Annotated in this window: 12 protein-coding genes and 3 tRNA genes; 1 reads left to right on the forward strand and 14 read right to left on the reverse strand. The window is 36.9% G+C overall.

The window, feature by feature from the left end; translation table 11 throughout:
• Positions 1 to 43: 43 nt before the first annotated feature.
• From rpoB to ACFJGY_RS14825, 8 genes are all read right to left on the reverse strand, one after another.
• The gene (rpoB, locus tag ACFJGY_RS14790; protein WP_379965269.1) at positions 44 to 3,871 is read right to left on the reverse strand and encodes a DNA-directed RNA polymerase subunit beta; all 3,828 of its coding nucleotides are present in this window, start codon (positions 3,869 to 3,871) and stop codon (positions 44 to 46) included.
• 427 nt (positions 3,872 to 4,298) lie between these two features.
• Positions 4,299 to 4,667, reverse strand: coding sequence for a 50S ribosomal protein L7/L12 (gene rplL, locus ACFJGY_RS14795; protein WP_379965272.1), 369 nt, complete (start codon positions 4,665 to 4,667; stop codon positions 4,299 to 4,301).
• A gap of 47 nt (positions 4,668 to 4,714) precedes the next feature.
• Positions 4,715 to 5,323, reverse strand: a complete 609-nt coding sequence (gene rplJ / locus ACFJGY_RS14800) for a 50S ribosomal protein L10 (protein WP_379965275.1) — start codon at positions 5,321 to 5,323, stop codon at positions 4,715 to 4,717.
• A gap of 17 nt (positions 5,324 to 5,340) precedes the next feature.
• Entirely contained in the window at positions 5,341 to 6,033 is a 693-nt protein-coding gene (gene rplA, locus ACFJGY_RS14805) for a 50S ribosomal protein L1 (protein WP_379965278.1), read from the reverse strand.
• A gap of 11 nt (positions 6,034 to 6,044) precedes the next feature.
• On the reverse strand, positions 6,045 to 6,488 hold the full coding sequence (gene rplK, locus ACFJGY_RS14810) for a 50S ribosomal protein L11 (RefSeq protein ID WP_379965281.1): 444 nt from the start codon (positions 6,486 to 6,488) through the stop codon (positions 6,045 to 6,047).
• Positions 6,489 to 6,722: 234 nt separating this feature from the next.
• Positions 6,723 to 9,149: a TonB-dependent receptor gene (locus tag ACFJGY_RS14815; RefSeq protein ID WP_379965284.1), complete on the reverse strand. Its 2,427-nt coding sequence runs from the start codon at positions 9,147 to 9,149 to the stop codon at positions 6,723 to 6,725.
• A gap of 21 nt (positions 9,150 to 9,170) precedes the next feature.
• Positions 9,171 to 10,652 carry a trehalase family glycosidase gene (locus tag ACFJGY_RS14820; protein WP_379965287.1) on the reverse strand — a complete coding sequence of 494 codons (1,482 nt, stop codon included), beginning with the start codon at positions 10,650 to 10,652 and terminating at the stop codon, positions 9,171 to 9,173.
• Between the two features lie 2 nt (positions 10,653 to 10,654).
• Positions 10,655 to 11,884 carry an MFS transporter gene (locus ACFJGY_RS14825; RefSeq protein ID WP_379965290.1) on the reverse strand — a complete coding sequence of 410 codons (1,230 nt, stop codon included), beginning with the start codon at positions 11,882 to 11,884 and terminating at the stop codon, positions 10,655 to 10,657.
• Positions 11,885 to 12,004: 120 nt separating this feature from the next.
• Between ACFJGY_RS14825 and ACFJGY_RS14830 the strand changes: the two genes are divergently transcribed.
• Entirely contained in the window at positions 12,005 to 12,853 is an 849-nt protein-coding gene (locus tag ACFJGY_RS14830) for an AraC family transcriptional regulator (RefSeq protein ID WP_379965293.1), read from the forward strand.
• A 53-nt stretch (positions 12,854 to 12,906) separates the two neighbouring features.
• Here the strand turns inward: ACFJGY_RS14830 and nusG are convergent, their stop codons facing one another.
• The 6 genes from nusG to ACFJGY_RS14860 form a co-directional block, all read right to left on the reverse strand.
• Entirely contained in the window at positions 12,907 to 13,449 is a 543-nt protein-coding gene (gene nusG / locus ACFJGY_RS14835; protein WP_379965296.1) for a transcription termination/antitermination protein NusG, read from the reverse strand.
• A gap of 17 nt (positions 13,450 to 13,466) precedes the next feature.
• Positions 13,467 to 13,670: a preprotein translocase subunit SecE gene (secE, locus tag ACFJGY_RS14840; RefSeq protein WP_379965299.1), complete on the reverse strand. Its 204-nt coding sequence runs from the start codon at positions 13,668 to 13,670 to the stop codon at positions 13,467 to 13,469.
• Between the two features lie 13 nt (positions 13,671 to 13,683).
• Positions 13,684 to 13,754: transfer RNA gene (locus ACFJGY_RS14845), tRNA-Trp, on the reverse strand.
• A gap of 55 nt (positions 13,755 to 13,809) precedes the next feature.
• Entirely contained in the window at positions 13,810 to 14,997 is a 1,188-nt protein-coding gene (gene tuf, locus ACFJGY_RS14850) for an elongation factor Tu (protein WP_379965302.1), read from the reverse strand.
• A gap of 217 nt (positions 14,998 to 15,214) precedes the next feature.
• A tRNA-Thr gene (locus ACFJGY_RS14855) sits at positions 15,215 to 15,286 on the reverse strand.
• A gap of 39 nt (positions 15,287 to 15,325) precedes the next feature.
• Positions 15,326 to 15,398, reverse strand: a tRNA-Gly gene (locus ACFJGY_RS14860).
• Between the last annotated feature and the right edge of the window lie 55 nt (positions 15,399 to 15,453).

The raw sequence follows: 15,453 nt of genomic DNA on the forward strand, positions 1-15,453 counted from the left end.
TTCGGCACTGTCAGGCTGAGCCTGTTGAAGCCTTCTAATTAAATTACTCTTCCAATCTTACATCAAGTCCAAGACCCTGTAACTCGTGAAGTAATACGTTGAAAGATTCCGGAATACCAGGTTCAGGCATTGCTTCTCCTTTCGCAATCGCTTCATAAGTTTTTGCTCTACCAATCACGTCATCTGACTTCACAGTCAGGATCTCTCTCAGGATATTGGATGCTCCAAAAGCTTCAAGAGCCCAAACCTCCATCTCTCCAAATCTCTGACCTCCAAATTGCGCTTTACCACCTAACGGTTGCTGCGTAATCAATGAGTATGGTCCGATAGAACGCGCATGCATTTTGTCATCTACCATGTGTCCTAGTTTCAACATATAGATCACACCTACAGTTGCAGGCTGAGAGAATCTCTCTCCGGTTCCACCGTCAAACAGGTAAGTACTACCATATTTCGGAAGACCAGCCTGGTCTGTATATTCTGTAATCTGATCAAGAGTTGCTCCATCAAAAATCGGTGTTGCAAACTTCAATCCCAGTTTGGTACCAGCCCATCCAAGAACAGTTTCGTAGATCTGACCAATGTTCATACGGGAAGGTACCCCAAGTGGATTCAATACGATATCTACTGGTGTTCCATCCTCTAAGAACGGCATATCTTCTTCACGAACGATTCTTGAAACGATACCTTTGTTACCGTGACGACCAGCCATTTTATCACCAACATTCAATTTACGTTTCTTAGCGATGTAAACTTTAGCCAGTTTGATAATACCTGCAGGTAACTCGTCTCCGATAGATAATGCAAATTTCTCACGGTTTTTAACACCTGCAAGATCGTTATATTTGATCTTGTAGTTGTGAACCAATTGTTTGATCAATTCATTCTTGTCAGAATCAACTGTCCAGTCTGCACCACTTATATTGTTATAATCTTCAACATTTTGAAGTAATCTCAATGTGAATTTGGTTCCTTTGCTGATCACTTCTTCTTCAAGATCGTTTTTCACACCTTGAGAAGTTTTTCCGGAAACTAGTGTATTCAATTTGTCGATCAATGTATTTCTCAGATCATCGAACTTAGCTTTGTAAGTATTTTCGATCTCTTCCAATTTGATCTTCTCCTCGCTTCTTTTCTTTTTGTCCTTGATATTTCTGGAGAACAATTTTTTGTTGATCACAACTCCTCTCAATGAAGAATCTGCTTTCAACGAAGCATCTTTCACATCACCAGCTTTATCTCCGAAGATCGCTCTAAGAAGTTTTTCTTCCGGTGTTGGGTCAGATTCACCTTTTGGTGTGATTTTCCCGATAAGGATATCACCAGGCTTCACTTCTGCTCCGATTCTGATCATACCATTCTCATCAAGATCTTTGGTAGCTTCTTCAGAAACGTTAGGAATATCTGCTGTCAATTCTTCCATACCTAGTTTGGTATCACGAACTTCAAGAGAATATTCGTCCACGTGGATTGATGTAAACCAGTCCTCACGAACTACTTTTTCATTGATTACGATCGCATCCTCAAAGTTGTAACCTTTCCAAGGCATGAAGGCTACCACAAGGTTTCTACCTAATGCCAACTCTCCGTTTTCAGTGGCATAACCATCGCAAAGAACCTGTCCTTTTTCCACTGTATCACCTACTCTTACGTTTGGTCTCAATGTAATAGTTGTACTCTGGTTGGTTTTTCTGAACTTGGTTAGTTTATAAGTTTTAGTCGCAGAATCGAAGTTAACCAAATCGTCTTCTTCACTTCTTTCATACTTAATGATAATTTTTTCAGCATCCACATATTCTACAACTCCAGTTCCTTCTGCATTGATCAAAATTCTGGAATCTCTAGCTACTTGTTTTTCCAAACCTGTACCTACAACTGGTGCCTGTGGATTCAATAATGGAACGGCCTGACGCATCATATTCGATCCCATCAATGCTCTGTTCGCATCATCGTGCTCCAAGAACGGAATCAATGAAGCAGAGATACCAGAGATCTGGTTTGGTGCAACATCAATCAAGTCAACTTGCTGAGGCTCAACTACCGGATAATCACCATCCAGACGAGCAATAATTCTGTCTGTCTGGAAAACTCCGCTGTCATCCAACTCAACGTTTGCCTGAGCAATTACTTTGTATTCCTCATCTTCCGCGTTAAGATAAATTGGCTGTGTATTAAGATCTACTTTACCATTTTCAACTTTTCTGTAAGGCGTCTCGATGAAACCAAGCGTGTTGATTTTCGCATACATCCCCAAAGAAGAGATCAAACCAATGTTTGGTCCCTCAGGTGTTTCGATTGGACAGATACGGCCATAATGCGTATGGTGAACGTCACGAACCTCGAAACCTGCTCTTTCTCTTGATAAACCACCAGGTCCCAGGGCAGAAAGTCTACGCTTGTGCGTGATTTCTGATAGAGGATTGGTCTGGTCCATAAACTGAGAAAGCTGGTTGGTACCAAAGAATGAGTTAATAACAGACGTCAAAGTCTTGGCATTTACCAAGTCAACCGGTGTAAAGATCTCGTTATCTCTAACGTTCATTCTTTCTTTGATCGTTCTTGCGATTCTGGAAAGACCTACACCAAACTGTCCGGACAATTGTTCTCCAACCGTCTTGATTCTTCTGTTTGATAAGTGATCAATATCATCTACCTCCGCTTTAGAATTTACCAGTTCGATCAAGTGTTTTACGATAGAGATGATATCTTCTTTTGTAAGAACCTGAGTTCCTTCAGCAATGTTTAGATTTAATTTTTTATTAAGTCTGTAACGACCTACTTCACCTAATGAGTATCTCTGCTCTGAGAAGAATAATTTTTCAATAATTCCTCTTGCAGTTTCCTCATCCGGAGCATCAGCATTTCTTAACTGACGATAGATATATTCAACCGCTTCTTTTTCTGAATTGGTTGGATCTTTTTGTAAAGTATTCTGGATGATAGAAAACTCATTGCTATTTTCTTTGTGAATCAGGATCGACTTAACGCCGGAATCCAAGATAATATCAAGGTGTTCTTTTTCAAGAATTGTTTCTCTATCAAGGATGATCTCGTTTCTTTCGATAGAAACTACCTCACCTGTGTCCTCATCTACGAAATCTTCGAACCAAGTGTTCAAAACTCTCGCAGCTAATGTTCTTCCTTCTACTTTTTTAAGGGCAGCTTTAGAAACTTTCACTTCCTCGGCAAGGTCAAAGATCTGAAGAATTTCTTTATCAGATTCGAAACCGATAGCTCTTAACAATGTCGTTAAAGGTAATTTTTTCTTACGATCGATATACGCATACATTACGTTATTGATATCCGTAGTAAATTCCATCCAAGATCCTTTGAAAGGGATAATTCTTGAATAATAAAGTTTAGTTCCGTTTGCGTGGTAAGTCTGTCCGAAGAATACACCCGGAGACCTGTGTAACTGAGTTACAATAACACGTTCTGCACCATTGATAATGAAAGAACCAGAAGGCGTCATATAAGGAACCGGGCCTAAATATACATCCTGTACAACAGTTTGGAAATCTTCGTGTTCCGGATCTGTACAGTATAATTTAAGTCTGGCTTTTAGAGGAACGTTGTACGTTAAACCTCTCTCAACGCACTCATCTATGGAGTAACGCGGAGAATCTACCAGATAATCCAAAAATTCCAAAACGAATTGGTTTCTGGAGTCTGTAATTGGGAAATTTTCCTGGAACGTTTTGTAAAGTGATTCGTTCAAACGTTGTTCAGGAAGCGTGTCTAGCTGGAAAAATTCCTTGAAAGACTGGATTTGGATATCCAAAAAGTCAGGAGTGTCGATTCTACCTTTCGCAGTGGAAAAGTTGATTCTTTCAGTCCCTTTTACTTTAGGAGTGGCCTGTGTTTTACTCATAAAATTATAAGAAAAAATGGGTTAAAAAAATATTTTGATTCACGAAAAATATCAGAACAGATAGTTGAAGAAAAAGAGTAAAGTAAAAAGACGTTTAAGTGGCGCTTAAATTATAGAAAAACAGTTAGTTTTTGTCTTGATTCCTGATTCTTGGTTCTTAAATCTCTTCTAACTGCAACACCGGTATATCTTTTCACGGTGTAGTGCAAAATATTTTAATTCTTCAGGTTTGATTTCATTATATAATAAACAGGAAATGCCCTTCCATTACTATGAAAGAGTATCGATTATTTAAAGTATATTATTAAGTCGCGCCAAAAGATGTGCAAATATACAAATTTATTTTACACGTTGCAAATCAGAATCATATAATAAAAAAACTCCCAAACAATGTTTGGGAGTTTATATTTTTAAAGAAAATTGAAAATTATTTCAATTCCACTTCAGCACCAGCCTCTTCAAGTTGTTTTTTAAGAGCTTCTGCTTCGTCTTTAGATACCGCTTGTTTGATTGCAGTTGGAGCACCATCTACCATATCTTTAGCTTCTTTAAGACCAGCACCAGTTAAATCTTTTACCAATTTAACAACAGCTAATTTAGAAGCACCTGCAGCTTTAAGAATTACATCGAATTCTGTTTTTTCTTCAGCAGCTTCACCTGCACCACCTGCAGAAACTACTACTGCAGCAGCAGCTGGTTCAATTCCGTACTCATCCTTAAGGATAGTAGCTAATTCGTTTACGTCTTTTACTGTTAAGTTTACTAGCGTTTCAGCTAAATTTTTTAAATCTGACATTGTTGTAATGTTTTTTGTTGATTATTTATTGATTTTTTTGAGTGTAATTATTCTGCACTTGGAGTTTCCTCTGTGCTTTCTGCAGCAGGAGCTTCCGGAGCCTCAGCAGCAGGAGTTTCTTCTACCTTCGCTTCTTCTGCAGCAGGAGCCGCTTCTTCAGCTTTAGCTTCTACAGATTCAGATTTGTTTTGAAGAGCAGAAACAACTCTTTGGATTGGAGACTGAAGCAATCCGATGATTTCACCGATCATTTCTTCTCTGGACTTGATGCTTACTAATGCGTCAAGGTTTTCGTCGCCAACGTAGAAAGTTTCCTGAACGAAAGCAGATTTAAGAGCTGGTTTCTCTTCTTTCTTTCTGAAATCTTTGATCAATTTTGCCGGAGCGTTAGCCGTTTCAGCAATCATTAATGCAGAGTTTCCTTTGAAAGTTTCGAACATCTCAGCATAATCTACGCCTTCGATCTGTTCCATTGCTTTTTGAAGCAATGTATTTTTAACAACTTTTACTTTGATATTTTGTTTGAAAGCCTGTCTTCTGAAATCAGATGATTTAGCAGCGTTCAAACCTTGTAGATCTGCTACATAAACTACTTTTGCATCCTGAAGCAAGTCTTTGATCTCTTGTATTGCTACAACTTTTTGGTCTTTTGTCATTGTCTTAAGGATTATAATTAGTTAACAGATTTAGTATCAATTGCAATTCCAGGACTCATTGTAGAAGACATATAGATGCTTTTTACATAAGTTCCTTTAGCAGCAGTTGGTTTTAATTTCACTAATGTAGAGATCAACTCCTGAGCATTCTCTTTAATTTTAGCAGCATCGAAAGATACTTTACCAATACCTGCGTGGATAATACCGTATTTATCTACTTTGAAATCGATTTTACCAGCTTTCACCTCAGCTACAGCTTTTCCGATATCCATAGTTACAGTACCAGACTTAGGGTTTGGCATAAGACCTCTTGGTCCTAAAACTCTACCCAAAGGTCCTAGTTTACCCATAACAGCCGGCATAGTAACGATAACGTCAACATCTGTCCAACCGTTTTTGATTTTAGTCAAATATTCGTCAAGACCTACATAGTCTGCACCAGCTTCTTTAGCTTCTGCTTCTTTATCCGGTGTTACCAAAGCCAAAACTTTGATATCTTTACCAGTACCGTGAGGAAGAGATACAACACCTCTTACCATTTGGTTTGCTTTTCTCGGATCTACACCCAATCTAACAGCGATATCTACAGATGCGTCAAATTTTGCAAAATTTACTTCTTTTACCAAAGCAGACGCTTCGTCAAGATTGTAAATTTTATTTTTTTCCACTTTGCTTAAAGCTTCTTTTTGCTTTTTTGTCAATTTTGCCATTTCTTTAAGTTTTAAGCGTTAGTTGGTTTAGTTCCTGTTACTCTCAATCCCATAGATCTAGCAGTACCGGCTACCATAGAAATTGCAGGTTGAACTGAGAAACAGTTAAGATCTCCCATTTTGTCTTCTGCAATTTTCTGAACCTGAGCCCAAGATACAGCACCTACTTTGTTTCTGTTAGGTTCTCCAGAACCACTTTTCAGTTTTGCAGCTTCCAATAATTGGATTGCAACTGGAGGTGTTTTGATGATGAATTCAAAAGACTTGTCTTCATACACCGTGATAACTACCGGAAGAACTTGACCAGGTTTATCCTGAGTTCTACCGTTGAATTGTTTACAAAACTCCATGATGTTCACACCTGCAGAACCCAATGCCGGGCCTACTGGTGGAGAAGGGTTGGCAGCGCCACCTTTCACCTGAAGTTTTACCATTTTAAAGACTTTTTTAGCCATTTTAATGTTTTGATTTGATTAATAAATAATTGAATGTGGAAGCATTAATTATTCAACATAAGTCACTTCGCATAAAAGAAGACCTATATTTCGGATTGCAAAAGTATAAAATATTTTTGAAACAGCAAACGGAATGTATTGATTTTTAGAAATTTCTATTAATATATTTAAAACAAAAAAACATCCCAGAACAAGTCCGGGATGAATCCTAATAAAAGTATGAAAAAATCTAATCTAAAATTCTAATGTAATAGAACCTCTTACAGCAGCGCCCATAATTGGTCTTGCCATAATTGTTCCGTCTCCGCTTGGAGATCCGGATCTTGGATCGCCTTCAGTAATACCAATCGTATTGAAAACATTTGTGGCGTCAATCCCGAAACGTACTTTTCCTAACTGATAAGATGTTCCTGCACCAACTTCACCAAAAGCGGGCAACGTCTGGACATTCAACTGATCTTGGAAACGTTTGCCATAATAATTATAGCTCACATAAGTTCTCCATTCTTTGGTAATGTTAACCGCCGGAGTTACATTGAAATATAATTTCGGCATTCTTCTTACAGTATTTCCTTCGAAAACACTGCTTCCTCCCAATCCTGAATATTTAGGGTTTTGAATAGTTCCGTTGAATGTCAAATCCAAAATGTTATTGAAAAGTCTCGCATTTCCTTCAATCTCTAAACCATAATTTTTGGTATCAGCAAATGTATTTTCTGAACTTCCGTCTGAGAATACATCAGTGAAAGAAAGATCTTTAAGTGTTGAATAAAAAGGAATCACGCCAATACTGAAGTTACTTGTGTAATATTTATAACCAACTTCAATTTGATTTGTCGTTACAGGCTCTAAAGGCTGACTAGGGTTGACAGTTGTAAAATAATTATAATAAGCTTCCTCATTTGGAGATCTGAATCCGTGTGAGAATCTACCATAAACTGCATTATTGGTATTGATCTTATAATTTGCAGCTGCCGTGTAAGACAATTTATCTATGTCATATCTCCAATAGGTGTATTGATTTCCCAAAACGCTCATGTTATCATCTGCAGTTGTGGTAGCAAAACTATGAACGCCATCAGTCGTCAAACCAGAATTATTAAGATTTGCTGAAGTTGTATTAACGGCATATCCTCTGTAAAAATCCCGGCTGTAACGAGCTCCAACATTAATGTTCAAATTATCGGTTACATTGTATTCGAAGTTTGCATAAACATCATTAAGACTTCCTTGTGTCTGCGAATCTCTCAGCAAGAAAGACATCTGTGTAACACCATTGTAAGTTTTTGAATAACCCACATCATTCGGGCTAAGTGAAGTATCAACAAGATTAAGCAATTGCGGTTTGTCTGTTGCAGTAGTCAGAATATTGCTCCAGTTCCAGTACTGGTTAGATGTCCAGTTGGATTTGTAGAAACCTGCCGTTACATTTCCCTTATCTAATTTATAATTGAATTGTAAGTCATTAACAAAATTATTCATTTTTTTGTCAATTGCCCAGAATCCTAATTGCTGAACGTTTTGAGGGTTTACAACCGTTCCATTACTTACTAACGAATATTGGTAATTATTTCCTACAATTCCTTTTCCACTAGCAAAACCAGCTGCAGTTTGTGGTCCGCCAGCAGGGAAAATCCCGGTGTAATTCATATTGATATTGGTATATCTTGTCTTATTCAAAACAGAGAAATTATTACCTAGATCATATTTGAATTCAGCTCCGACAGCATCAACTCTCGGATGAATTCCATCTTGTAGATTTCTTTTGAAATAACCTCCTCCAGCTTGTGGAATGTTCAATTGGCTGATTGAGTTATAACTGTAAGTTCCGTAATTTGGATCAAATCCAGAGAATTCTTTGATATCATTTCCATTTTGAGTCAATGGAATTGGTAAGAAGAATGTATTTCTGTCATCCAGTTTTTTGTAATATACTTTCGCATAACCTTTGTCAAAGACATATTTCAAGTTCATTCTTATCTGTCCGCCGTTGTTAGCTTTGAAACCTGTTTTTCTTAGACCATCATCTGTTCTGTAAAAACCACCAACATTGAAGAATAACTTATCATCAATCAATGCACCACCAAGATTAATATCAGTACGCATCAATCCATAAGTACTTGTTTCCAACTTCGCAATTCCTTTGAAAGTATTGCTTCCTTCTTTGGAAATAAAGTTGATAAGTCCTCCCGGAGAATTGGTTGCAAAGATTGAACCTGAACCTCCTCTCAAAGCCTCTAATCTTCCGGTCGTATTATCTACACGAAAAAAGTTATCAGCGTTTGCAAACTGCAGGGCACCATCTTCGAAAACGGGCAAACCGTCTTCCTGAACCTGCACAAATTCATAACCTCCCGCAGAAGGAATACCTCTGGAGAATAGGTTATTTCCTACCTCACCACCAGAAGATTCTACTGCAAATCCCGGTACTCTCTGCAACAATGCAGCTGCACTGATTGGGTTTTGCTTCATAATTTCCTTTGCACTGAAAGTAGAAATAGCCGTACTGGATTCTATTTTCTTTTTCGGATTGGAGTTTCCGGTAATGACAACCTGATCGATATCATTGGTTTTCACGGAATCTTTAACTTCCTGTGCATAAGCATTCTGGAAGTAGAGGGTTGCAATACCTGCAACCAAAATGAGCGATTTTTTTCTCATAGCAGTAAAGTTTATTATTGTTTATTGTGTTTTTAGCTTAATATAAACTCCATTGGTCCACCCAAATCCGTCCTGATTTGGATATTCTCCTCCTCCTGCAATACTTGTAGTATCTATTGCATTGTATTTTTCCATTAGTTTCCCTGTATTGAGATATATTCTTTCTACATTGGAACACCAGTTATCTTTTATTTCTGTCTTCAATTCTTTGAAACCATAATTTTTCATTGCGACAAAACCCAACCATTGATATGGTGCCCAGGCATTCGGAGAATCCCATTGCTGTCCCGATTCTTTTGTTGTAGTAATAAGTCCTCCCTTCTTCAGAAATTTTTCTTTGATCGTTTCTGAGACGGCTTTTGCCTGCTCATGATCTGATAAGTTCAAAAACAAGGGATATAGTGTTGCAATGCTTTCTGACGAAGTTTGCATTTGCGATTTTATGTTGTAATCTTTATAGATTTTATCGATTTCACTCCAAAAATATTTATTTATCGATTTTTTTCTGGCTTCTGATTTTTGACTGTAATAATTATGTTTTTCCTCGAAGTTTTGAAGATTTGATGTTTTTGCCAAAGTTGTTTCCAAATGCCAGAGAAGACAGTTGAGGTCTACCTGAGCAAGATTAAGAGTATCAATAGTCTGAATTGTATTACCATCTGCAAACCATCTGCTGGAAAAATCCCATCCCGATTCGCAAGCGGCGCGAACATTTCTGTAAAATTCAGGATTGGCGGATGTTTCTTCATCTTCAATATCTATCATATAACTTTCTGGGCGTGGATTATTTTCATCATCAAAATAGCGGTTAAGAATATCACCATTTTCAGTTTTGATAACCCTTCTGTAACTTTTATTATTATCCAGACTTTCTGCTCCATCCATCCAAAACTTATATTCCTTTTCCAGAGTTTCGAAATATTGAGAATAAACGCTCTCATCGTTTGTAGATTCTGCCAACAAATCAAGCATTAAGGAAAAATAAGGCGGCTGAGAACGGCTTAGGAAATATGTTCTGCTGGCATTAGGAACAAAACCAAATTTTTGGATAAGGTATACGCAGTTCTCAATGATATTTTTCATCATCTCGATTCTGCCGGAAACCTGCAAGCCAAGCATCACAAAGTAACTGTCCCAATAGAAAAACTCATTGAAGCGACCTCCGGGAACGATGTAAGGATTAGGAAGTTTCAGTAATGTTCCTTTTTCTTCGTAAGCTGTTCTGGTTAATTCGTCCCAGAGCTTTTCGATATGTTCTTCTATCGGCAGAGTTTCTTCTCTTAGAATAGAAGATTCTGACTGATCAAATTGAAAATATTTAACAACAAACTCTTTAAGGTCAAATCCTTCTTTATCCTTTTCTGTTTCATAAATATTATTGATTTCAGCAATAGGATACATCGGAATTGCATCAGCCATATCTTTCTGATCTTCAAAAATTTGTGACTTCTGAACCGCCTCGAATATTGAGTAAATATCTCTTATGTAGAATTGATTGTCCATTTTTATTTTTTAATTTTAATAATCTGCTTATTCATTATCAATGCGCAGATAAGTAATAATGACAAAGGCACGATTGACAAATAAAACGCCTGCTGTCCATTGAATTCCTGAAAAATAAATCCTGTAAGCATAGACCCAATTGTCCCTCCAATTGCAGAAAATACCACGATAAGACCCGCCATTGCACTTTGAAGATATTTGGGAATTGATGCCAGAATGACTGAGTTGATGCTTGGATATATTGGTGCCAAAAATATCCCCATCAAAGGAAAAATGTAAACTGCCAGAGGCGCATTGAACCAAGTTGTATCTTTACTAAAATGAATATTTTGAGTAAGCGGTAACACTATAATGATACTCAAAGCAAACCCGATGATGCAGAATGAAACCACATAAATCCAACGGAATTTTTTCGAGAAAAACCCAGACAAGAATCTGCCTAATGCAAATGAACCCGCCAGAACTGCACCTGCCTGCACTGCCATAGAAGTGGGAAGTTTGAGAATTTCTTTATAGAAAGTTGGTGTCCACGTTTGAAAACTTTGCTCTACCAAAACAAATAAAAATGCACAAGCCAGAAAGAAAAGTACTCTTCTCAAACTAAAAAGTCCAATACTATTTCTAACATCTCCAGAGAGACTTGTATTTTCAGTTTTAGCTTCGCTTTCATTCAGTTTTGTAAACAAAAGAAATATGAATGACAGTGTTGATAAAATCCCCAAAGCCCAATAAGCATTCAGCCAGCTACGGGAAGCAGGATCTTTATCATCTATGAAAATGCTGAACATAATATTACCGGCCAATACACCGATCATAAAAAAACCTTCCAGAAAACCCATAATACTGGAGTGTTCTCTGTCATTATCTGTAATAAGTCCTATGGATGTAAAAACTGAAATTTTTATCAATGCAAAAGAAACTCCGACGACACAAAATAAAATTTTGAAAAACCAAAAAGCGTTGGCAAACGGCATCACAAAACACATTACACTAACTGAGAATAGCGCAATCATCATTGACTTTTTGATGCCAATCTTAGGTAAAAAAGAAGCCAGAAGAAAAGAACAGATTGCTATCGGCAGATCTTTAAAGCCCTCTAAAATACTTGCCGCAGATTTTGAAATACCAAAATTCTGTTGCACCTGTAAAATAACAGTTCCTACAGAGTTGAGCAAAATTGCAAAAACAAAGTAATTGAGGAAAAGTACGGCCTTTATATTAATATTTTTCATTTGGTTTAATAATATTACAAATCTATTAATGTTTAGTTTACGTTAATTTAACATAGTAAATCATTACTTGTACTACATTAATAAAAAAAAGTATATTTAGGAAAATATTGTATTAAACCAATGAAGGTTAACTTTGAAACCGTACTTGCCGATAAAAACAGTTCATTCCGCACTTTACATATTAAAGTTCCGGTAAAAGAACTACGATGGGAATATCATTATCATACAGAAATGGAATTGGTTTGTGTAATTTCCGGCAATGGTACCCGGCACGTTGGATATCATAAAAGTAATTTTACAAATGGAGATCTTGTGCTGATAGGCTCAAACATTCCGCATTCCGGATTTGGGCTTAACTCTTTGGATCCGCACGAGGAGATCGTTGTTCAGTTTCGGGAAGATATTATCCGGTTTCCAAAAGAAGTAGAAGAAATGTCGTCTTTGAACCGTTTAATAACACAGTCTCAATTGGGAATTATGTTCAGTCCTAAGGTAAAGAGAAAAATTTTACCAAAATTATATGAAATGTTGGAAACTGAAAATTCAAAAAGGTATTTTATACTTCTTAATATTTTGTTTGAACTTGCAGAAACCAGGGATTATGTTCTGCTAAATAAAGAAGTGATGCCTCACACCGTGATTTCCAAAAATAAGGAGAGGCTGCAAACGATCTTTACATTTGTGGAGAAAAACTATGATAAGGAAATTGAAATTAATGATATTGCCAATCTGGTAAACCTAACACTTCCCGCTTTTTGTAATTTTTTCAAGAAAACCACCAAAATTACTTTTACAGATTTTATTAACCAATATAGAATAGATAAAGCATGCACATTGATTCTGCAAGGCAAAAGCATCTCGGAATCCTGCTATGACACAGGTTATAACAGCATCTCTTACTTCAGCAGAACATTTAAAAAGTATATGGGAAAGACGCCAACTGAGTTTAATAATGAATTGGTAAAATAAAAAAACCATCGCGCCAGAGACGGATGGTTTATATTTTATTAAGTATTAAAAAATTATACTTTTTCTACTTGCATAAAGCTAAGTTCCATTGGTGTCTTTCTACCAAAAATAAGAACAGAAACTTCTACTTTTTTCTTGTCTTCCAGGATTTTTTCTATCGTTCCGTTGAATCCATTGAAAGGACCATCGATCACTTTTACGTTTTCTCCAACAATGAAAGGAATTTCTACATCTGTAGCAAATTCGGAAAGCTCATCCATTCTTCCGAGCATTCTGTTCACTTCAGATTTTCTCATTGGAACTGGCTCTCCTCCTTTTGTAAGACTTAAGAAAGAAATTACACCAGGAATATTTTTGATAACGTGAGGAACTTCTCCAACTAAATCGGCTTCTACCATCAGATAGCCCGGATAATACGGTTTTTCTTTAGGTACTTTTTTACCATTTCTGATCTGGATAACTTTTTCCATAGGAATCACTACTTGAGTGACGTAGGCATCCATGTTTAATCTTTGGATCTCGTTCTCAATATAGTTTTTAACTTTATTTTCCTGTCCGCTAATAGCTTTCAGCACATACCATTTCGATTCGCTCATGAGGAAAGTAATTGGAATTAGTTAAACATATTAATAAACGTTGCAACAAAATTCTTTATCGTAACACTGAAGAAAGAATCTACTCCAAATGTAAATAAAGCAAGTATAACAGTCGTCACAGACACAACAATAGTTGAAGACTGTAACTCAGACCATTTAGGCCATTCTACTCTATCTTTAAATTCTGTGTAAGAACCTTTTAAAAATTCTACTAAGCTCATTATTTTCTTTTTGCACGGGCACTAGGATTCGAACCCAGATCAACGGTTTTGGAGACCGGTATCCTACCATTGGACGATGCCCGTAGATTAAAAAAGTCCCGTAAGTTTCCTTACGGAACTTTTTATATTATTAAGATAATTAGTCTGTGATTTCAGTAACCTGACCAGCTCCTACTGTTCTACCTCCTTCTCTGATCGCAAATCTAAGACCTACGTTAAGAGCGATTGGTTGCAACAATTCTACAGTGATAGTTAAGTTATCTCCAGGCATTACCATTTCTACACCTTCTGGTAAGAAGATCTCACCTGTAACGTCAGTTGTTCTAACGTAGAACTGAGGTCTGTATTTGTTGTGGAAAGGCGTGTGACGTCCTCCTTCTTCTTTAGAAAGAATATAAACCTCAGCTTTGAAGCTTTTGTGTGGTTTAACAGAATCTTTCTTAGCGATAACCATACCTCTTTTGATGTCAGTTTTTTCAATACCTCTCAACAATAGACCTACGTTATCTCCAGCTTCACCTCTGTCAAGGATTTTTCTGAACATCTCAACGCCAGTAATAGTAGAAGTCAATTTCTCATCACCCATACCTACGATATCAACAGGATCTCCTGTATTGATAACTCCAGACTCGATTCTACCAGTTGCAACAGTTCCTCTACCTGTAATAGAGAATACGTCTTCAATTGGCATCAAGAATGGTTTATCTTGATCTCTTACTGGAAGTTCGATCCAAGTATCAACAGCATCCATCAATTCTTCGATTTTACCAACCCATTTTGGATCTCCGTTCAATCCTCCTAAAGCAGAACCTTGGATGATTGGAGCGTTGTCTCCGTCATATTCGTAAGAAGATAAAAGATCTCTGATCTCTAATTCTACTAATTCTAATAATTCCTCATCATCTACCATATCTACTTTGTTCATAAAAACAAGTACGTTAGGTACATTTACCTGACGACAAAGCAAGATGTGCTCTCTAGTTTGAGGCATTGGTCCGTCAGTTGCAGCTACTACAAGGATAGCTCCATCCATTTGAGCAGCACCTGTAACCATGTTTTTTACGTAATCCGCGTGACCTGGACAGTCAACGTGAGCGTAGTGTCTGTTAGCAGTTTCGTACTCAATGTGAGCAGTATTGATAGTGATACCTCTTTCTTTTTCTTCTGGTGCAGAATCGATAGAAGAGAAATCTCTTGCTGTTCCGAATCCTTTATCAGATAACACTTTACTGATTGCAGCTGTAAGTGTAGTTTTACCATGGTCAACGTGACCAATAGTACCAATGTTCAAGTGGGGTTTGTTACGATTAAACGTTTCCTTTGCCATGATTTAATATTTATTAATTAATTATTTATTTTTTTCGGTTTGCAAATATAGCGATTTTTTGAATATCAAAAATAATTTTGTTAAAAATTTAAAATTTTGAAATTCAATTATTGGACTTTATTATAAACACAAATATTTTGACTGCAAATTTATGAATTAAATATGATATTTAGGTAAATGCACCCATAAAAAAATCCCGAAGTTATTCGGGATCTTGAGCCAACTACGGGATTTGAACCCGTGACCTCTTCCTTACCAAGGAAGCACTCTACCACTGAGCTAAGTCGGCCTAAAAAAAAATCACATTCCATAAAGGTTTGTGATTTTGAGCGAAAGACGGGGGTCGAACCCGCGACATTCAGCTTGGAAGGCTGACGCTCTACCAACTGAGCTACTTTCGCAATTTTTGTTTCCAAAAAAGGTTGGTTAACGTATGCAAATTTAAACATAAATTTC

The sequence above is a fragment of the Epilithonimonas sp. UC225_85 genome (assembly GCF_042695135.1).
Classification (GTDB): domain Bacteria; phylum Bacteroidota; class Bacteroidia; order Flavobacteriales; family Weeksellaceae; genus Epilithonimonas.